The following is a 20,478-nucleotide window of genomic DNA, read 5'->3' as shown; positions in this document are numbered from 1 at the left end:
GATTAAGTCTAGTGATTTCTTCGATCGATCGCTAAGACGACGACTCGCTACCAGGATTATCCGTTACTTGGTTGCGCTTAACTGGACCAGGGATACGGGGGCGATCTCGTTTCACCTCTTCACCATTTCGATCTTCACGATTTCGACTTGAGCTTTCTCGATTTGAGCTACGTTCTCGATCGCTGGGTTTATCAAAAGATTTATCGCTGGGGTTAGGATCGTAGACATCAAAGCGCAGTTCTTGTCCGGTTGTCTGCGCTGCTGCCAAAACTAGGGCGCGGATGGCTTGAATCGTGCGTCCCCCTCGCCCAAATGCTCTTCCCTTATCTTCTGGAGCAAAAGCAAGACGAACCCAGATGCGATCGCCTTTAGCATTTGTCTCGCAATCAATCCGCAATGCGTCTGGGTTATCTAACAGAGGCTGAACCAGAAACTTAGTTAGGGCAATGTAATCAGGCACAATTCTTAAGCATTTACCAATTCAAAAACTTTGGCTTTATCTAGAATGCGACGAACAGTATCCGTAGGTTGTGCACCTTGTTTGAGGCGTTCGACAATCGCGGGAACTTCGAGTCTGGTTTCGTGGGTGCGAGGGTTGTATAGACCCAATTCTTCCAGAGGACGACCATCACGGCGGGAGGTGCTGTGAACAGCAACAATACGGTAACTAGGTTCGCGCTTTTTACCAAAACGCTTTAGTCTCAACTTAACCATGTCTTTGTGGGTGAATGATTCTGAATATTTTATGTAAACTTTTGGCAATAATCCCATGATTTGCCCAAGCTACATTTTTAGCTTATCTAGTCTAACAGATTAGCGCTTTCACAGTTACTCTTTTTCTGGATTCTAGTTTTTAATCCCTGCTGCAGCAACACCACGAATGAGTTGACGCTGACCGATCAAAAATAAAACTACGATCGGAATTGTGGCGATCGCTACAGCCGCCATCAACAGCGACCAGTCCGCTGTAAATAATTCTTGAAAGCTCGATAGAGAGAGCTGCACCGTAATTAATTCGGGACGGGTTGTAAAGATGAGCGGTTTAAATAGGTCGTTCCATTCACCAATAAACGTGAATAAAAATAGCGTGGCCAGCGCAGGACGGGTTAGGGGTAACACCACGCGCCACAAGACCTGCAAGCGATTTGCCCCATCGATCGCAGCAGCTTCCTCTAGCTCGATCGGAATGATTTGAATGTACTGGCGCAACAGAAAAATGCCAAAGCCATTGGCTGCGGTAGGGAGAATTAAGGCACCGTAAGTATTGATCAAATGCCCCCACTTTAAAACCAAAAAGATGGGAATGACCAATAGTTGAAACGGAATAATTAGGGTAGCAATTACAAACAACAAAATGCCATTACGCCCGCGAAAGTTGAGCCTTGCGAGCGCATAGCCCGCTAAGGCGGAGGTGAAAATTTGCAGCGCTGTCACCGAGATCGCCACAAACGTCGAATTTGCAAATGCTAAGAGAAACTGCCCCTGCTGCCATGCCCGTCTGTAGTTGTCGAGCGTCCAACTTTTAGGCAGTAGTCCCTCCGAAGGTTTAAAGTCAGGCGGTGCAAACGAGGTGATTAATACAAATAGAAGTGGCGCAAGTAAAGCGATCGCAGCGATCGACAACAAAATCGTTAACAGCAGAGATACAAGCTTTTGTTGGGGCATTTATCTTTCGATGAGCTTTGAATTCAGCTTAATTTAAGTTCAGCTTAATGCACCACTCAAAAAAAAAGAAGCCCAAGGGCTAGTTTGGGCTGCGTAAATCCGGTTTTTGGATGTTCTAACGCTAATCATTTACTCATGGACGCTCCCAAACCAAAACCAGAATTAATCGGCAATTTGTCCGTAATTTTGCCTGAAAATAACGTTTGCTTCTAAGGGGATGAGCATTTAGCAATTAGCTGTTAGCTTGCTTTCTGCCAAGCAACAACCAATAACTGACAACTGATAACTAACAACCGATAACCAACTCACTTAACAGAAGCGCGTTAAAATAATTGCTATGGCGCGATCGCAATTTAAACAACTCCAAACCTACATGCGTCCCTTCTATGGGGATTTGGCATTAGGCACAATAGCTTTATTCCTTGTCAATGCCCTTGGCACCTATATTCCTTGGCTGATCAAAGATGCCGTAGATAAGCTGTCTAAAGTCTTTACCATGGATCAGGTAATGCACTTTGTCTGGTTAATCTTGGGACTGGCATCCATAATGTGGGTAATCCGTATGGCTTCACGGATGTGGCTTTTTGGGGTGGGCAGACAGGTAGAGTATCTTCTCAAGCAACAGGTATTCGAGCATTTACTCAAACTCCCATCCAGTTACTTTTCCAAACATCCTACGGGCGAAATTATTAGCATTGTCACCAGCGATATCGAGAATATTCGCCGCATGTTGGGCTTTGCCACGCTGAGTCTAATTAATACAGTATTTGCCTACGCCATGACCCTGCCCGCCATGCTGGCGATCGATGTCAAGCTGAGCATTTTATCGCTCTCCGTTTATCCACTCATGTTTGCGATCGTTAAATTCTTTAGCGGTCAATTGCGCGATCAGCAGTTCAAGGTACAAGAAGAGTTGTCAGAGATCAGCTCGTTACTGCAAGAAGACCTCAATGGCATGGCACTGATCAAAACCTACGCCCAAGAGGAAAACGAGCGAGTAGCTTTTAACCTGCTCAATCAACGACTCCTAGACGCAAACCTCATCCTTGCAAAAACGCGAAACTTCCTATTTCCTCTGCTTGGAGGCATTGCCAGTATTAGCTTCTTGACGTTGCTCTGGTTTGGTGGCGAAATGTTGGCCGATCCCACCAGCAAATTTAAGGTTGGCGATCTGTTGTCTCTGATTATTTATGTAGAAAGATTGATCTTTCCCACAGCTTTACTTGGGTTTACGTTTACCGTCTATCAAAGGGGACAGGTAAGCATCGATCGCGTCCAAGGCATTTTAGATATCCCGCCTGCCATTGTGGATCCGCTGGATGCCATTGAGATAGATATAGAACAGGTTAAGGGACGAATTGAGGCAAGAAATCTCTCCTTTACCTATGCAGGGGCTACAGAACCTACGTTAGATAGGGTGAACTTTGCGATCGCATCTGGTGAAACCGTCGCGATCATTGGTGCAGTGGGTTCAGGCAAGTCCACCCTTGCTAATGCCCTATTGCGTCTGATCGATATTGCCCCAAATCAGTTATTTATTGATGGGGTTGATATTACAGCGCTCAAGGTACATGACCTCAGAAGCATCATTACCTATGTGCCCCAAGACAGCTTTTTGTTTAGCACCACGATGCGAAACAATATTCGCTATGGGCAACCCCAAGCAGCCGACTCAGAAGTAGAGTATTTTGCCGAGCAAGCCCGCATTCAAAGCGAGATTCTCAACTTTCCTCGCCAATATGACACCCTAGTTGGCGAGAGGGGAATCACCCTCTCAGGCGGACAACGTCAACGGACTGCCCTTGCCAGAGCTTTACTGGTAGATTCGCCCGTTTTACTGCTCGATGATGCCCTATCGAGCGTCGATAATCAGACAGCTACAGGCATCTTGGCTAATTTGCCCAAACATAAAACCGTCATTTTTATCTCACACCAACTCTCTGCGGCAGCCAACGCCGATCGCATCATCTTGATGGATCGGGGTAAGGTCGTCCAGATTGGGACGCATCAAGAGCTACTGAAAGAATCCAGTTTGTACGGTAAACTGTGGAATCAACACAAGTTAGAAGAAGTCTTGCGTTAGTTTTTTCACCCACATTCTGTGATTGCCCCAAACGATATTCTGATCTTGCAAGTCCCTACCACAGGGGTTTCAGTTACAGATGCAGTGCTTTTATGTATCCTTTTGACCCTGTCTGGTCTTTTCTCCGCTTCAGAAACTGCGATCACTGCCCTTGACAATCTCAAGCTGCGATCGCTCATTCAAAACACAGGCGATCGCGGCGGCATTTTTCGTCTTGTGCTAGAAAAACGCACGCGCTTTATTACGACCCTCCTAATCCTCAATACAATCGTGATCATTGGGGTCACCGTATTAACTACCAATATCTCACTCGGTATATTTGGTGAAGCTGGCTTGAGCATTGCCACCGTTGCTTCAACCATTTTAGTCTTAACCTTTGGTGAAATCACCCCAAAGTCGATCGCAGTGAACCATGTGCTTCCGCTTTTTCAGGTAGTAGTGAAGCCAATTTACTGGATGTCTATTCTCATGTTGCCTGTATTGTTTCTATTTGAAAGCATCGCCCAGTGGACTATGCGACTATTTCGAGTTGGCAATACTCCAAGGGGCGAGTCCATGCAAGACCTTCAGCTATTGATCGATGTCCTCAGCCACAGGGGACAGTTAGATCTAGTCAAAGGGCAAATTCTCAATAAAGCCCTATCACTGGATAATCTCAAAGTCAGAAAGGTAGTGAAATCACGGGTGGATATGCAAACCATCGACTATGATGCCTCTCTCGAGGAAGCGATCGCCCTTTGCCTAGAAACTGGCTACTCGCGATTGCCCGTCCAAGAAGAGTCTAAAGATAAAATTGTGGGGATCATTACCCTGAAACAAGCATTACAACATCACAAAACCAATGGGAATGTCTCTGTAAGCGATGTAATGGCAATGCCTGTATTTGTGCCCGAAACCAAACGGGTAGCTGACTTGCTCAAAGACATGTTGAGCAAACAGCTCCACTTAGTGATTGTGACCGATGAATATGGTGGCACAGTCGGACTAGTTACCCTAGAAGATGTGTTAGAGGAGTTAGTTGGAGAAATTTATGACGAAACAGACGATCGCGATGCAAATTAAACGGGGTGTTGCATGAATTTTGACTTACCAGCACTGATCAAATCCCTAGGATTTTTTGGTGGACACTTCATCGTTTGGGGAATAATCTTTGCAGAATCGGGGTTATTCATTGGGTTTTTCCTGCCCGGTGACAGCCTTTTGTTTACAGCCGGCTTTTTGGCATCACAGAACTACTTAAATATTTGGTTGTTAGCAGTGGGTTGTTTTATCTGTGCAGTCTTAGGAGACAACGTTGGCTATGCTACGGGCAGCCGATTTGGGCGTAAACTCTTTCAAAAAGAAGAATCAAGATTTTTTCATAAAGAGAATCTGGTCAAAGCCCAAAACTTTTACGTGAAACATGGGAAGAAAACGATTATCTTGGCAAGGTTTTTACCTGTTGTCCGTACCTTTGCACCCATTGTGGCAGGCATAGGAAAAATGCACTATGCCACCTTCTTTCGTTACAACCTCATTGGTGGATTCGGGTGGACAATCGGTTTGACCTTTGCAGGATTTTGGCTTGGGAAGTTGATCCCCGATGTCGATAAATATCTATTACCTATTGTTTTAGGGATTATCGTAATTTCGATCGCGCCCTCTCTAATTCACTTATTTCAAGAGCGTAAAACCAAGCCTCAAGCCCCTCCCTCCGATCGAGCATCTGAGCCTGAAGACTAAACCTAAAGACTAAACCTGTAACTACCTACAACTCATCCACGCAATGAGTAAGCCAATTACAGCAAATTAGCTTCAAAAGAACCACAGACAGAAACCTAAAACCTAATGTGGGAGTACGTCCTACAACCAAAACCTTGTAGTGGATTTGCTCAAAAACTGCTGTAAGTTAATACTTTTGGCGTACATTCGTTTAGGTTTACATAAGCTAAAATTTGGGGGCAATATGATTTTTTTGAGTCATTAGAGTGAAATCTTTATTGAAATTGATTTGATTTCTCGATCTCAAATCAGAAAAATAAAGTTCACTTTATTTTTGATGTATTTACTAGGGTACTCAACACCATGAATCATCCCTTATCTCAGTATTATCAATACATTGATGCAATGCAACAAAGGGTCGCTAGTATTCCATCAGACACTGCTTTTTTTTTTCAAACCTCGATCCAATTGAAGAAAATATTCTCTATCCGCGCTATCAGGATTTTTTAGCTGCTCACGAACATAAGCAACCCGAACTAAGTGCCCAAGATGCGATCGTCGCGGAAGCTCTAGAGAAAAACGGCGTCTACGTTACCTCCCTTGAGAGTTTAGGGATTCCCAACACAGAAAAGTTTTTTGAAGCAGCCAAAAAGCTATCAAAGGAGCTAGAGCAGATGTCTTTAACCCCTTTACATAAAGGAAAGCACACGCTCACAGCCAATGCAGAACAACTGATGCGCTATCCTGAAATCTTTTTTTGGGGCGCAGAAAAGAGACTACTCAACATCGTTGAAAACTATCTTAAACTGCCTGTTGCTTATGACAGTCTCTCTTATTACTACAGTATTGCCGATGGCAAAGATCTAGGACCGCGTAAGTGGCATCGCGATAAAGAAGATTGGAAAATGGTCAAAATTGGGATTTACCTCAACGATGTCGATGAATACGGCGGCCCCTTTGAGTGCGTCTACCCCGAGATCAACAAGTTTCTTCACCAAACCGTTCAACCCAAATATAGAGTGATGAAGCATCAAGAACTGCAACAACACTTACCAGATCCAAAATCCAATTGGTTTACAAGTTGTACTGGTTCTGCGGGTACGGTTGTTTTTGTTGATACAGCCATGTACTACCATCGGGGTAAACCTCCGATCGCCATGGATCGCGCCGCACTGTTTTTTGGCTACTTTAGCCGCCGTCCAAAAAATCCTTACTTCTGCGGGCGATCGCCTTTGTCTCGCAATCAGCTCCATTACTTATCGGAATTTTTACCCCCCGATCTTTATGACTATGTCAACTGGAAAGACTCTTTACCAGGAATTGGTCGATGGATTCCTAAAAATCGTCTCAAGGTCTGATCCCCATAAATTCAGTATAATTACCTATCGTTCTAGGCATTATGAATTGCTAACGAATGTTAATATTCGTCACTTTCCGATGAGCCGTCAAGATTCGCAGTGTTACCATGCCTTACATAATCACTGTCGCGATATAGCTTTAGGAGCAAATCTTTGACGTTACGAGTTGCTGTTGTAGGAGGAGGTCCTGCAGGTTCTTGTGCTGCTGAAACTTTAGCCAAAGCAGGAATTGAAACCTATTTATTTGAACGCAAGCTAGACAATGCCAAGCCCTGTGGGGGGGCTATTCCTCTGTGCATGGTGTCTGAGTTTGAATTACCACCCCATATCATCGATCGCCGCGTGCGGAAGATGAAAATGATATCGCCTAGCAACGTAGAGGTAGATATCGCCATTGAGAATCCCGATGAATACATTGGTATGTGTCGTCGCGAAATTCTAGATGCCTTTTTACGCGATCGCGCTGCCAGTCTGGGCGCACAGTTGATCAATGGTCGCGTACTTGAGATCAAAATCACCGAGAACGGCAAGCAACCCTACAAGATTGAGTATTCAGACATGTCTTCGGGTGGCCCTGAAGGTGTGATGAAATCACTAGAAGTCGATTTGATCGTGGGTGCTGATGGGTTTAACTCCGTCGTCGCAAAAGCCATTGATGCGGGTGATTACAACTATGCGATCGCGTTCCAAGAGCGCATCCGTATTCCCGACGAAAAGATGAAATACTATGAAGATCTTGCCGAAATGTATGTAGGCAATGATGTTTCTACGGATTTCTATGCTTGGGTATTTCCCAAATACGATCACGTTGCCGTAGGTACAGGCACGATGAAAGTACACCAACGAGATATTAAAAAGCTCCAAGCAGGAATTCGCGCCCGCGCTCACAACCGCATTGAAGGTGGCGAGATTATTAAAATTGAAGCCCATCCCATTCCCGAACATCCCAGACCTCGGCGTGTCGTCGGTCGTGTAGCCTTGGTGGGTGATGCTGCAGGCTATGTAACCAAATCGAGTGGTGAAGGCATTTACTTTGCGGCTAAATCTGGTCGGATGTGTGCCGAAGCGATCGTAGAGTTTTCCCAAGGCAATACGCGCGTTCCTACGGAAGCCGACCTCAAAGTTTATCTCAAGCGTTGGGATAAGAAGTATGGCATTACCTACACGGTGCTAGATATTTTGCAACGTGTATTTTACGCCAGCGATGCCACCCGCGAGGCATTTGTAGAAATGTGCGCCGATAAAGATGTGCAAAAACTTACCTTTGACAGCTATCTTTACAAAACCGTCGTGCCGGCAAACCCATTCATTCAGCTCAAGATTACTGCCAAAACCATTGGTAGCCTTCTTAGAGGCAATGCTTTAGCACCTTAACATTAAGGAACTTGCAATTATAAAAGGGGCACATTACCTGTGCCCCTTTTATCGTCGATTTTTTCAACCAGTATGACCTTATCTACTCGTGCTTTCATCACGACTAGCGGTTTGAAGATAGAGAGCCAACAGAAATACCGTAGGCACAATGAGTGCAAGTGCTGTTGCCATCAAACCCAAAAAGTTGAATTCCATAAGTTCTTAATATCTCCCTATATTGACAAGCTCAGTAGATTAAATAGATTAATACATAAATTCAGAATTACTATTAAGTCTAGCTTGAAGTCAGGCAATTCACGCAGGAATTACACATTTTCAATTCTCATACATGTCTGACCAAGATCGGCGAACTCATCCAAAACATCTTCATGACGTACAGAGAGGCTTTATTCTTTTGTTAGGCATGTTCATAATATTCCCTTAACCCGAACTCAGGTTCAAAGAACAAAGAATGAAATATTTCTTCCTATCTCAAGGTTGGCAAGTTACCCGCGTGTGGGAAACATCAGGCTTATGGAATGAGCGAGTTTGGCGGCGCAAGCCTCTCGTTGCCAAGATGGGTGTATATATTGTCGATAAAACAGAAAACATGGCACTTTATAAGGTTGAAGATGCCGTTCAAATGGTTGAGGTGATGCCTGATGAATTTCTAGAGCGTCCTACTAATACCGATCGCTCATCTAACCTTGCGATCGGAAAAGTCCGCATCACCCGTTTGGTGTCCGCAGAGCAAGTATTAGAGCGGATCTCCCCCATTCATTAAGATTTCATATTTACAGCAAAATCAGCATTAATTTACCTGTTTTTTAGCTTTTCCGACAGTATTACTAGAAGAATCGATCGGATCCTCTTGAATCCTGTTAAATTCACGCAATATGTCTTCTGAGCAACATAGACCACTAGGAAAATATGACAATCTGAAGGTAGGATTTAGAGATGGGGAAGTTTATGCATTTCGGTAGTTCTAACAGCAATAACTCGATCTTTCCGAGCTATGACCTTGATAGGTAAGCTAATTGGCAAGGATCGCAGTGCCCTCAATGTCCCAAAAACTACGACTGGCACTTCCATTTCAAATTATTTAATTGCATCATTTTTTGTTCAGCTTCTTATCATTTTGGGGGCAACAAGTCGATTGCCTTACCCAAGCGATCGTATTGTTCTATTCAGCTCGTGCGTTTTGTTAGTATTTGTCAATGTTGCCATTGTCCAATGGATAAAACATTTGCGCTCAGAATATAAGTTAACCCAAGAAGCACTCCATATCGCGAACGATCGCATTCAGGTTTCACTCGAAACTGTTCCGGGCATTGCATCTTGGATTAGCTCAGATCTACATTACTTGGGCGTAAATCGTCACCTTGCTGACCTCTTAAACTTGCCCCAAGAATTACTTATCGGCAAAGAGATTGGTTTTTTACATCCTGATTCGGAATTTAGCGAGTTTATTCGCTATTTCTTCAGCATTGATGAGATGGAAGCAAACAAAGAGGTCATGACTGAAATCCATGGTGTACCCATGCATTTCTTGATTGTGGCGCAAAAATACAATCAGAATCAGTCCGCCTTAGTACTTGGAATTGATATTACGGCTCGTAAACACGCTGAATCAGCATTAGCTCAAGCAGAAGCCAAATATCGTTACGAAGCTTGCTTTGATTCATTGACAGGCTTGTTAAATCGCAAACAATTTAACCAAGAACTGCAAGCATCTTTGCTCAAGGCAGAGGAGCAGTTTGGTAGTATCGCCATATTATTTTTAGATCTAGATCGATTCCAAATTGTCAATGATTCTTTGGGGCACATGGTAGGCGATCGCCTACTCCAAGCAGTATCTCAAAGACTGCGCGACGCTGTAGGCGAAGGTAATCTGGTGGCACGTTGGGGCGGAGATGAGTTTACGATTTTACTCTTAGATGTCCGTACAATTGAGGATGCCGTCAACCGAGCCAAGATCGTTTTAGATACACTTAAGCCCAGTTTTACAATCGATGGTTATTCCATGCGCACCAGTGGCAGTATTGGAATTTCCCTCTATCCGTTTGATGGCAAGAATGGGGACACCCTGATCAAAAATGCCGATGCCGCCCTCTATTACGCCAAAGCCCAAGGAAGAAATAACTTCCAAACCTATTCTCACAAGATGAATAGCGATTCATTTACGCTATTGGCGCTGAGAAGCAGTATGCACACTGCCATAGAGAATCACGAATTTGTGATTCATTTTCAACCCAAAGTCAATGCTGAAACATCAGAAATTACAGGCGTAGAGGCCCTGATCCGTTGGCAACACCCTGAGTTAGGGCTGATTTCACCTAGTCAATTTATCCCCCTAGCTGAAGATAATGGACTGATTGTAACCATTGGCGAATGGCTTTTACGTAATGTCTGCAAGCAGAGCCAAGCCTGGCAAGACGCAGGTCTTAAGCCAGTCACTGTTGGGGTAAATCTATCGGCTCGACAATTCCTGCAACCTAATCTGGTCATGACGATCGCAAATATTTTGGCTGAGACAGGTTTAGCCCCCCAATGGTTAGAGCTAGAAATCACTGAAAGCTTAGCCATGAACGATTTGGACTACACCAGTTCAGTGTTAGAAAAGCTATATGAAATGGGGGTTCAGATCGCCATTGATGACTTTGGTACAGGGCATTCTTCTTTGAGTGCGCTCAAAAAATTTCCTATTCATACGCTCAAAATCGATCGATCCTTTATTCAAGAGATTGCGTCCAATCCCCACGACAAAGCGATCGTGGGTGCGATCGTATCCCTTGCCAAGGGACTCAATCTCAATGTGGTGGTTGAAGGTGTGGAGACCATCGACCAATTAAACTGTCTGCGATCGCTGGAATGCGATCAAGTTCAAGGTTTCTTTTTTAGTCCGCCGATGCCAGTGGAATTGATTACAGAAATGCTTGCCCTCGACACCATTCCAACAGAATTTAACCCTATAGACAAACTATCCACCCAGCCAAGCTTTTAGGTTTTCCATTTGACTAGAGGAAGGATGAGAGAGGGGTGTGAGCACGCAGCGATCGCCTACCGTAGGCTGTAAGGTGAGTTGGGTATGTACCAATCGATCTTGCTGAAATAGCGTCAATTCAATCCGATCGCCTGCGGTAAAGTCCATTAAGCGATCGGACAGGTTCTCAGCCGTTACCCGTATTCCATTCATAGCTAACAACTCATCCCCTGGGGAAATTCCCGCAAAGTAAGCAGGGGAGTTTGCCTCTACAGTTTTAATCGACTGGACTCCATTCGTGCCCTTGAGGGTTAAGCCCAAGTAGGGCAATTGCTCAGTCGTAGCAAAAGCCTGAACTTCCAATCCAAAGGGTTCAAAATAGAAGTTATAGTCTAGTTCTTTTGTGCCATACAAATAGGACTGCCAAAAGCCGTCTAGATTCGTACCAGCAACAGTTTCGATCGCTTCATGTAGTTCTGATTCCAAAAAGCCAATTTCTGATTTACCAAATCGCTGCCACATGATTTGCATGACCGTATCTAGCGATCGCTGATTGTTGGTTTTGTCACGAATCAGGAGGTCTAGCAACATCGAAACCAGTTCGCCTTTGAGATAGTAGGAAATCTGGGTATTGGGACTATTGGCTTCGGGGCGATAGAGTTTAATCCAAGTATCCAAACTCGACTCATGTAAGGATTGGACGTGGCGCCCATAGGTGGTTTGTAAGCGGGTGATGCTGTCTCCCAACAATTTCAAGAAATGCTTACTATCGTAAATCTTTGCCCGTAAAGGAACGAGCTGATCGTAATAACTCGTAGTTCCTTCGCTAAACCAGAGAGAAGGGGTGTAGTTTTCTCGATCGTAGTCAAAGGTTTCCAATGCCTTTGGACGCAAGCGTTTGACATTCCATGTGTGAAAAAACTCGTGGGCAACGAGGTTGACAAATCGCAAGTAATTATCTAGTTTGCGAAAGCCAAAACGATTGAAATTTAGGGTGCAGCAGTTTTTGTGTTCCAATCCGCCAAAGCCGCCAGAAGAGAGATGTAAAAGGAACAGATAGCGATCGTAGGGTAAGCCGCCAAAGATTTCAGCTTCGGTTTCTATGAGTGTTTTCGTATCCTGCACAATCCGTTTGGAATCGTGATTCCCTTCTCCCCAAATTACAAAGGCGTGGGGCTTGCCTAGTACGGTAAATTCATGGCGGGTGTGGATGCCGATCTCAAAGGGACTATCCACAAGCGTATCAAAATTCGATGAATAGAAGGTATTTGGTTTCCCTTCTACGGCAGGTAGGGCTGTGGCGATCGCCCATTCTGGTTTGGGTAACTCAATCTCCACGGTTAGAGGATGCTGCTCGTGCTGTGGCACAAACATAAAGGTCGCCCCCCCATTAAAGTAGCTGTGCGTGCTATCGACATGGTTGGTGCGCACGGTTAGTTCGTTGGCAAAGATTTTGTAACTAATTTGAATCGATTCAGATTCAAGGTGACGTTGAATTTGCCAGTGATTTTTACTAATTTTTTGCCATGCTAACGGTTTGCCGCGATCGTCTTGCGCTGTAAATTCTTGTAAATGTTTGGCATATTCTCGAACCAGATAAGACCCAGGCGACCAGACTGGCAAATGCACATCTAAAAATTCTGCCTGCCAATTATCTACGGTAAAGCGAATATGTAGTAGGTGCGTGGCTGGCTGCGGCATCGAGACTTGAAAATGCCAAGGCTTTAGATCTGAGTTTGTGATGGATGGGGTTTGCACTGCTGGTTCTGTTTCGGATCTTAAGAGGGAGACTTGAGAATAGGCTTAGATTAACATATTCGCAGATCTGGCTTAGGGTTGGGCAGCTCGATACTAAGCCAGTGTAGGAGCCCCCCCAGAGAAGGCAAGACTACGCCCCACCATAGATTCAGTGAGCCGATCGCATCCCTAAGCCAAATCCCTAATCCAAATCATGAATGATTCCTGAAAGCTATTACCCTACGATTATAAAATCCTAAATTGCGATCGCATGTTGATAATTTGTTTACCATTCTGAATAGTCGATCTGTGCTTTGATACAATGCAAAGACTGCAAGGCGACTAGCAAAACTGCTTAAAATCATGCAATTGGCAAACCGAATTCGTAAAGTGACCCCTTCGATTACCCTAGCGATCGACTCAAAAGCAAAGGCAATGAAGGCAAGTGGGGTAGATGTGTGTAGCTTTAGTGCGGGCGAACCCGACTTTGATACACCCGAACACATTAGAACTGCTGCAAAAAATGCCCTAGATCAAGGTAAGACCAGATACGGACCTGCGGCAGGCGTCCCCGAACTGAGAAGCGCGATCGCTGACCGACTTTACAAAGACAACCAGCTAGAGTACAAGCCAGAGCAGATCGTCGTCACCAATGGTGGCAAGCATTCTCTCTATAACCTGATGATGGTGCTGCTCAATGAGGGCGATGAAGTCATTATTCCCGTACCCTTTTGGGTGAGCTACACCGAAATCGCAAAGGTGGCTGATGCGACTCCCGTGATGGTGATGACCGAGGAAGCCAATGGCTATAAAATCACACCCGAGCAGCTAGAAGCCGCAATTACACCTAAGACAAAGCTGTTTGTCCTAAATTCCCCTTCTAACCCCACGGGAATGGTCTATACCCCTGAGGAAATTAAGGCACTGGCGGAAGTGTTACTGCGCCACGAGCAGGTGTATGTTGTTTCCGATGAGATTTATCACAAAATTCTCTACGATGGTGCTACCCATCTCAGTATTGGCGCGACCAGCCGCGCCATGTTAGAGCGCACGATTATCAGTAGTGGTTTTGCCAAAGCTTATTCCATGACGGGTTGGCGCGTGGGCTATTTGGCTGGTGCGCCTGAAATTATTAAGGCCGCCACAACATTACAAGGTCATAGCACCTCGAATGTTTGTACGTTTGCTCAATACGGTGCGATCGCCGCTTTGACCGAATCTCAAGATTGCGTAGAAACCATGCGTCTTGCCTTTGCCGAACGACGCGAGGTGATGTATCAACGCCTCAATGCTATTCCTGGCGTGACTTGTCCTAAGCCCGATGGCGCTTTCTATCTCTTCCCCAATATCAGCCAAACGGGATTGACCTCCATGCAGTTCTGCGATGCGCTATTGGAAGAATTTCAAGTAGCTTTAATTCCGGGGATTGCCTTTGGTCTCGATACCAACGTGCGGCTCTCCTATGCCACGGATCTAACAACAATCGAACGCGGCTGCGATCGCCTGCATAAGTTTGTAGAGAAAGTTCTAGCCACTCAATCCTGACTACACTAAATCTCTAGTGAGCGGAGTATGGGATTCGACTTCGCTCACCGCTTGCGTAAGAATGCGATCGTAAAGGTACGTTTCTATCAATTTCGATACAGTGGGCAAGCCCATACAGGTCAGAGCCCGATCGTTCAAAAAACCACATTAGGGATCGACGGTTGAATCGCCAGTTTTGGGATTTGGATTCGGTCTTCTTGGTCTTGTACTAGGTGCTACTCCACCAAAGCGATCGTCATCGTCTAAAAATCTATTCCTTCGGAGAATATACCCATCATTTCTGATGTCTTGTTGGAGAAGGTAAGTGAACCCAAAGCGATCTAAAATCCCAACATGTAACTGTTTTAGACGACCTTCTGCACCTTCACAAACAATTACACGAGAAGATCCGATGGATACAATTTCATCAGTTGAAAGTTCATAGGTGCTAATAACTACATCAGGTAGCCAAGAGCGGTTTACAGGGGCAAGAATTAAAGAGGAGTGGATACTGTGACACTTAACGCTCCGAACCCATCCCAACTTAACAGCACCTTCGGTAACTACTTCACTATGAACCAAGTTGGAGTATCTGTCAGATTTCATGGCTTATCTTGTATAAGAATTGCACGAACTTTTTTAAGAAAACAAAAGTTATAGGAATAGGTCAAATTTGATGTCAACTTTTTGGAGTCAGGTTGGTATATGGTGGAATCTACACCCAGTTGCACAAGAGTGTAGATTCGAGAAGATTTTATCGAGCCTACTTGCCTGTAAGATTTTACCAACACCCATCGAAGTATTCAACGACTTGAAGTATTTTCAACAAACATGGCGAAATTTTATCCCAGTTTAACGAAGGAGCTACGCGAGTTTATCGAGCAGCAGCATATCTATTTTGTGGCTTCTGCACCCAATCAAGGGCGTGTAAACCTTTCACCCAAGGGAATGGATAGCCTACGTTGTTTGAGCGATTCTGCATTAGCTTATCTCGACCTGACTGGCAGTGGCAATGAAACCGCCGCCCATGTTCTAGAAAACGGGCGAATCACGATCATGGTTTGCAGTTTCACCGAAAAGCCATTGATTTTGCGTGCCTACGGACAGGGTAAGCCGATCCGACCCAGAGATACAGAATGGCAGGAACTTTCTCCACTTTTCCCCGCGATCGCTGGCACGCGTCAAATCATGCACATCACTGTGGAATCCGTGCAAACCTCTTGCGGTTTTGCCGTACCATTTTTTGAATTTCAAGGGGAACGAAAAGTTCTCAAAGAGTGGGCAGAAAAGAAAGGCGAGGAGGGCGTTCGGGAATATTGGGAAAAGAACAATCAAGAGAGTATTGATGGCATTCCCACGTATTTGTTAGGATAGGTTTCGGTTTAGTTCGACTTCGCTCGCTGACCTCCTCAGGCTGAGCGAAGTTAAGGATGCGATCGCGGATCGTTGGGGCGAATTAACATGATGCCTGCTTGCTCTTTTACGCCCAGTACGTAGGTTTGCAAGTCTGGAGAGATTTTGACCTTTCCGCTCGGAGAAGCATGGATCAGCCCAATTTTGCCCTCGGGCGACCGATAGACCAAACCTGTATGGGTGACATCTAGACCTTTAATTTTGGTGGCGATCGCTACGATATCGCCTGGCTGCATTTTGTCATAGGCATCCTTAACTTGTTTGGATGGAATGTAGTACATTCGCAAGCTTGTCAAACGAGCTTCCTGCGCTTTGATGCATTCAAAAGTTCGCTCATCCTTTGCCAATTGAGGATAGCGATCGCGATGCTGACTCATGAAATCCAAGGTTTGCGGCAAGGTCACATCGCTCAACATCGGCGTTAAATCCTTCACCAGACTGCGCGTTTGATTGTCAGAAATCCATTCCGAAAAATAATGCAATCGGCTGCAATATCCATCCAATTGACCATTCCGATAGCGTAGGCTCTCAATTTGATGCACAAACGTAGTATGGGAATAATCCTGTTGCGCTATGCCTCGTGCCATTGCCAACACTGTCTCGATAAATAGAACGCAGTCAAATCCATCCAGACGCACCACCAATTCTTCCTGTGGCAAGCGATCGAGGATTCCCGCTTGGTAGGGAGTATCTAAAAATTGCGTCGCGATCGCCTGCATAATTTCGCTCATGGGTCGCTGGTGCAATTTTTGAGCGATCGCATACTGCATCACCCGATCGAACTTCGCTTCATTCGTAATCTCATGAGTCTTAACCTGATTTGCGGAGTTGGGTAAAGCGATCGGCGGAGAACTTAAAGGCTGTGTCAATGCCAAGGATGGAGGCTGTGTGGAGACTTCAGGGAATACTAATATGCCCAAACCTAAAACTCCAACAACAGCTAGCCCCATCAAATTCCCCATACAAATCCTCATCCCAAGAAATCAATACCAACTTCAATCGAATTCGCACGAATCCTTAGCTTGAATTCCACGCTGCGCACAGACCTTCAAAACCTAGGTTTTGCGAAAATAATATGGGCTTAGTATAGGCGCTCTAAAACGTAAGCAGCGAGGTTAATCAAGGATTGTTTCGGTGCTGATGCTGGCAGCCAATCGATCGCACTCACAGCCAATTTAATATGAGATTTTGCCAGATCCTTAGCGCGATGAATGCCATCACTACTTTGGATCAATGCGACTGCTTGGGCTAAGTCCCCCGGCTCCGAAAATTCCCGCTCAATTAATCCACTCAACTGGGGCATTTCTTCGAGGGCAAACAAGGCTGGGGCAGTCAGATTACCTTGGCGCAAGTCAGAACCAGCAGGTTTCCCTAGGGTCTCCGTGGAACTGGTAAAGTCCAGAATGTCATCCACGATCTGAAAGGCAATGCCAAAATGCTTGCCAAAGTTAAATAACTGCTCGGCTTGGGCAAGTGTCACCCCACTTAGCACACCTGCAGCTTTTGAGCTGCCTGCCATTAACGAGGCAGTCTTGTAAAAGCTCTTCTCTAAATAGTCCTCCAGCGTGAGGCTAGTATCAAATGCCGTTAAACTCTGACGAATTTCCCCCTCGGCAAAGTCTGTAATCACCTTAGACAAAAGCTTGACAACTTCTAAATTATCCAAGTTTGCCAAGTACCAAGAAGCCTGCGCGAATAAAAAATCCCCTGCTAACACCGCAATGCGATTGCCAAAATCACTATTGACTGTGGGAATACCCCGCCTCAGTTCTGCCATGTCGATCACATCATCATGGACGAGACTCGCCGTGTGAATCATCTCGGTGATTTCAGCCAGACGACGATGGCGGGACGTGATATCTTGATCGGTCATCGTGGCGCGAGAAACCAAGAGTACTAAAGCAGGGCGTAAACTTTTACCCTTGCCCTCAAACAAATGCTCGGCAGCGGCATATAAAATCGGATGTCTCGCTCCTACTAACTCCTTTAAATTTGCCGTAAGGGTACGTAGGTCATCTTTGACAGGTGCAAAAAGTTCGGTAACAGAGGTAGCGGGGAGACTCATGCGCGATAAACCAAGTTTTTTATAGATTTTTACATATCTTCATACATTGTAAGAGCATGTCGTGAGAGTTGACGGCAAACTCTGACTACCTCTAGGCTGATTTATTGCCAAATCGATCCATATTTTCGATCTTAAATCGACCCAAGACATTTAGCTTATACAATGTTTGCTAGCTCAGTACTAATCTAGGCAAAGATAAGCACCGTAGTTGTTTCGATATATGAGTTTTTGAAGTTATGTGATATACATTTACATCAAGACTTAAAAAAATTAATTAAGATTTAATAGGAAACCCTTGATTTCTGATTTTTGCTTCAAATCACGCCCCAATAATCTAGATGGAACCCTGAGTGATGATGCCTAGGCTTCTGCTGATCGACGATGACCCCATAATATCCGAGATGGTTACGCTTAACCTTGAGACGGCTGGATATCAAGTTAGCCAAGCTAATGATGGTATTAAGGGTCAAGCTTTGGCAATTCAACTACAGCCAGACTTGGTTATTCTCGATTTGATGCTACCTCGCGTCGATGGCTTTACCGTATGCCAACGCCTGCGTCGAGATGAGCGGACTAAAGAGATTCCCGTACTCATGCTCACTGCGATGGGGCAGACTCAAGATAAAGTTGAGGGCTTTAATGCAGGGGCAGATGACTATTTGACCAAACCCTTTGAGCTAGAAGAAATGCTAGCAAGGGTACGCGCTCTTTTACGCCGCACCAATCGCATTATCGATGCTGCCAAACATGGCGAAATTTTAAACTATGGGGCTTTAACCCTCGTACCCGAACGATTTGAGGCAATTTGGTTTAACAACACAGTCAAGCTCACCCATTTAGAATTTGAACTGCTGCATTGTTTGCTGCAACGACATGGGCAAACAGTATCGCCTAGTGAAATTCTTAAAGAGGTATGGGGCTATGAGCCCGATGATGACATCGAAACCATTCGTGTGCATATTCGTCACCTGCGTACCAAGCTAGAGCCAGATCCCCGTCATCCCAAATATATCAAGACCGTGTATGGTGCGGGTTACTGTTTAGAGCTACCCAGTACATCTTACGAAGAGTCAGAATCCGCTTAAAGATTAACTTAGACGGGTTCTCTAGAAAACCTTCTAACCCTAAACATCCCATAGGTAGAATCAAATACGCCTGTGTGTGACATTATGTATCACAATAGCTAAGGAGTACTTGCAATCTATAGGCTAGGGCATGAAAATTTTATTTGCGGCAGCAGAGGCAGCACCGATCGCTAAAGTAGGCGGCATGGCAGATGTCGTCGGTGCATTACCGCCAATTCTCCGCAAAATGGGTCATGATGTGCGCATCATTCTGCCCTATTACGGCGTCATTCCAGAGAAACTACCCGAGCCCCCCACTTGGATCTGGAAGGGCTACGCCATGTTTCAAGATTTTGATATTTTCGAGACGGTGTTACCAGGTACCGATGTACCGCTTTATTTAGTGGGGCATGGTTCGTTTATCCCACCTCGGATTTATTCTGGTGAGGATGAGGACTGGCGGTTTACGATGTTTTCCAATGCGATCGCTGAGTTTGCTTGGAACTACTGGAAACCCAATTTGATTCACTGCCATGACTGGCACACAGGTCTAGTACCGCTATGGATGCATCAAACTTCCGATATTGGCACGGTCTTCACGATTCATAATCTTGCCTATCAAGGACCTTGGCGCTGGAAATTAGAACAGATGACCTGGTTGCCTTGGTATATGAGCGCTCATAATTGCATGGCGGCAGGCATTAAATACGCCGATCGCGTCAACACGGTCTCACCCACCTACGCCCAACAAATTTGCACGCCTACCTACGGTGAGGGACTAGAAGACTTGCTAACGTTTCTCAGACCTTGGGGCATTCTCAACGGCATTGAGGTCGAGAAACTCGATCCGCAGATCGATAAAGCCCTGCCCAAAAACTATTCGGCTGAAACCCTTGAAAATCGCCTGATTAATAAAGCCGCGTTGCAACAAGAAACTGGGTTGGCTGTAAAAGAGTCAACCTTTTTAGTGGGGCTGGTCGGTCGTTTGGTCGAGCAAAAGGGAATCGATCTACTGCTGCAAGTACTAGAGCGATTTTTATCCTACACCGATGCCCAGTTCCTTGTTTTAGGCACAGGGGAACGTTACTACGAAACCCAACTATTACAGCTTGCCTCGCGCTTCCCCGGACGGATGTCAGCCCAAATTCTATTTGATGTTGCCCTATCCCAACGCGTCTATGCTGGTGCTGACGCATTCTTGATGCCCAGCCGCTTTGAGCCCTGTGGCATCACCCAAATGATTGCCCTCCGCTATGGTTGCGTGCCAATCGTCCGCCGCACGGGTGGCTTGGTCGATACGGTCAGTTTTTACGAACCCGCCAAGGCAAAAGGCAATGGGTTTTGCTTCGATCGCTACGAACCCCTCGATCTCTATACCTGTATGGTCAGAGCTTGGGAAAGCTATCGCTATGGCGATCACTGGTTGAACCTGCAAAAACGCGGCATGGCTGGTGACTATAGTTGGCAAACCTCAGCCGAGAAGTACGTTCAGCTCTATCGTTCCATCCCTGGTATGGAGAATGCTTAGGCAA

Annotated in this window: 20 protein-coding genes; 12 read left to right on the top strand and 8 right to left on the bottom strand. The window is 45.4% G+C overall.

Features of this window, described 5'->3' with window-relative positions:
• Positions 1–31: 31 nt before the first annotated feature.
• The 3 genes from V2H45_RS01600 to V2H45_RS01590 form a co-directional block, all read right to left on the bottom strand.
• Positions 32–460 carry a KH domain-containing protein gene (locus V2H45_RS01600; RefSeq protein WP_330481855.1) on the bottom strand — a complete coding sequence of 143 codons (429 nt, stop codon included), beginning with the start codon at positions 458–460 and terminating at the stop codon, positions 32–34.
• Between the two features lie 5 nt (positions 461–465).
• The gene (rpsP, locus tag V2H45_RS01595; protein ID WP_330481854.1) at positions 466–714 is read right to left on the bottom strand and encodes a 30S ribosomal protein S16; all 249 of its coding nucleotides are present in this window, start codon (positions 712–714) and stop codon (positions 466–468) included.
• A gap of 132 nt (positions 715–846) precedes the next feature.
• Positions 847–1,665: a carbohydrate ABC transporter permease gene (locus tag V2H45_RS01590; RefSeq protein ID WP_330481853.1), complete on the bottom strand. Its 819-nt coding sequence runs from the start codon at positions 1,663–1,665 to the stop codon at positions 847–849.
• A 337-nt stretch (positions 1,666–2,002) separates the two neighbouring features.
• Between V2H45_RS01590 and V2H45_RS01585 the strand changes: the two genes are divergently transcribed.
• The 5 genes from V2H45_RS01585 to chlP all read left to right on the top strand — a co-directional run bounded on the left by V2H45_RS01585 (position 2,003) and on the right by chlP (position 8,181).
• Positions 2,003–3,748, top strand: coding sequence for an ABC transporter ATP-binding protein (locus V2H45_RS01585; protein ID WP_330481852.1), 1,746 nt, complete (start codon positions 2,003–2,005; stop codon positions 3,746–3,748).
• An 18-nt stretch (positions 3,749–3,766) separates the two neighbouring features.
• A complete protein-coding gene (locus V2H45_RS01580; RefSeq protein ID WP_330481851.1) occupies positions 3,767–4,810 on the top strand; it encodes a hemolysin family protein in 1,044 nt (347 codons plus the stop codon).
• Between the two features lie 12 nt (positions 4,811–4,822).
• Entirely contained in the window at positions 4,823–5,470 is a 648-nt protein-coding gene (locus V2H45_RS01575; RefSeq protein ID WP_330481850.1) for a DedA family protein, read from the top strand.
• A 653-nt stretch (positions 5,471–6,123) separates the two neighbouring features.
• Positions 6,124–6,807, top strand: coding sequence for a phytanoyl-CoA dioxygenase family protein (locus V2H45_RS01570; RefSeq protein ID WP_330481849.1), 684 nt, complete (start codon positions 6,124–6,126; stop codon positions 6,805–6,807).
• 153 nt (positions 6,808–6,960) lie between these two features.
• The gene (gene chlP / locus V2H45_RS01565) at positions 6,961–8,181 is read left to right on the top strand and encodes a geranylgeranyl reductase (RefSeq protein WP_330481848.1); all 1,221 of its coding nucleotides are present in this window, start codon (positions 6,961–6,963) and stop codon (positions 8,179–8,181) included.
• A gap of 78 nt (positions 8,182–8,259) precedes the next feature.
• Here the strand turns inward: chlP and psbM are convergent, their stop codons facing one another.
• Positions 8,260–8,376: a photosystem II reaction center protein PsbM gene (gene psbM, locus V2H45_RS01560; protein ID WP_330481847.1), complete on the bottom strand. Its 117-nt coding sequence runs from the start codon at positions 8,374–8,376 to the stop codon at positions 8,260–8,262.
• A gap of 256 nt (positions 8,377–8,632) precedes the next feature.
• On the opposite strand from psbM, the gene V2H45_RS01555 reads away from it, so the two are divergent.
• Positions 8,633–8,944: a hypothetical protein gene (locus V2H45_RS01555; protein WP_330481846.1), complete on the top strand. Its 312-nt coding sequence runs from the start codon at positions 8,633–8,635 to the stop codon at positions 8,942–8,944.
• A 462-nt stretch (positions 8,945–9,406) separates the two neighbouring features.
• On the top strand, positions 9,407–11,164 hold the full coding sequence (locus tag V2H45_RS01550; RefSeq protein ID WP_330481845.1) for a putative bifunctional diguanylate cyclase/phosphodiesterase: 1,758 nt from the start codon (positions 9,407–9,409) through the stop codon (positions 11,162–11,164).
• On the opposite strand, the gene V2H45_RS01545 is transcribed toward V2H45_RS01550, so the two are convergent.
• On the bottom strand, positions 11,141–12,901 hold the full coding sequence (locus V2H45_RS01545) for a M61 family metallopeptidase (protein WP_330481844.1): 1,761 nt from the start codon (positions 12,899–12,901) through the stop codon (positions 11,141–11,143). The two genes, V2H45_RS01550 and V2H45_RS01545, sit on opposite strands and share 24 nt — an antisense overlap.
• A gap of 342 nt (positions 12,902–13,243) precedes the next feature.
• On the opposite strand from V2H45_RS01545, the gene V2H45_RS01540 reads away from it, so the two are divergent.
• Together V2H45_RS01540 and V2H45_RS01535 are read left to right on the top strand one after the other, a co-directional pair.
• Positions 13,244–14,425, top strand: a complete 1,182-nt coding sequence (locus V2H45_RS01540; protein WP_330481843.1) for a pyridoxal phosphate-dependent aminotransferase — start codon at positions 13,244–13,246, stop codon at positions 14,423–14,425.
• 27 nt (positions 14,426–14,452) lie between these two features.
• A complete protein-coding gene (locus tag V2H45_RS01535) occupies positions 14,453–14,590 on the top strand; it encodes a hypothetical protein (protein ID WP_330481842.1) in 138 nt (45 codons plus the stop codon).
• Here the strand turns inward: V2H45_RS01535 and V2H45_RS01530 are convergent.
• Complete coding sequence (locus V2H45_RS01530; RefSeq protein ID WP_330481841.1) at positions 14,573–15,010, bottom strand: hypothetical protein; 438 nt, start codon at positions 15,008–15,010, stop codon at positions 14,573–14,575. The two genes, V2H45_RS01535 and V2H45_RS01530, sit on opposite strands and share 18 nt — an antisense overlap.
• A 225-nt stretch (positions 15,011–15,235) precedes the next feature.
• Here V2H45_RS01530 and V2H45_RS01525 point away from each other — a divergent pair, with 225 nt between their 5' ends.
• On the top strand, positions 15,236–15,778 hold the full coding sequence (locus V2H45_RS01525) for a pyridoxamine 5'-phosphate oxidase family protein (RefSeq protein WP_330481840.1): 543 nt from the start codon (positions 15,236–15,238) through the stop codon (positions 15,776–15,778).
• Positions 15,779–15,828: 50 nt separating this feature from the next.
• Here the strand turns inward: V2H45_RS01525 and V2H45_RS01520 are convergent, their stop codons facing one another.
• On the bottom strand, positions 15,829–16,779 hold the full coding sequence (locus V2H45_RS01520) for an N-acetylmuramoyl-L-alanine amidase-like domain-containing protein (protein ID WP_330481839.1): 951 nt from the start codon (positions 16,777–16,779) through the stop codon (positions 15,829–15,831).
• A gap of 119 nt (positions 16,780–16,898) precedes the next feature.
• Entirely contained in the window at positions 16,899–17,882 is a 984-nt protein-coding gene (sds, locus tag V2H45_RS01515; protein WP_330481838.1) for a solanesyl diphosphate synthase, read from the bottom strand.
• A 356-nt stretch (positions 17,883–18,238) separates the two neighbouring features.
• On the opposite strand from sds, the gene V2H45_RS01510 reads away from it, so the two are divergent.
• Positions 18,239–18,967, top strand: a complete 729-nt coding sequence (locus V2H45_RS01510; protein ID WP_330481874.1) for a response regulator transcription factor — start codon at positions 18,239–18,241, stop codon at positions 18,965–18,967.
• A gap of 130 nt (positions 18,968–19,097) precedes the next feature.
• A complete protein-coding gene (glgA, locus tag V2H45_RS01505; protein ID WP_330481837.1) occupies positions 19,098–20,474 on the top strand; it encodes a glycogen synthase GlgA in 1,377 nt (458 codons plus the stop codon).
• Positions 20,475–20,478 lie beyond the last annotated feature (4 nt).

It is taken from the genome of Tumidithrix elongata BACA0141, assembly GCF_036349135.1.
GTDB lineage: Bacteria > Cyanobacteriota > Cyanobacteriia > Pseudanabaenales > Pseudanabaenaceae > Tumidithrix > Tumidithrix elongata.
The sequence above is the reverse complement of the archived record's forward strand: the minus strand, read 5'-3'. Positions and strand labels throughout refer to the sequence as shown.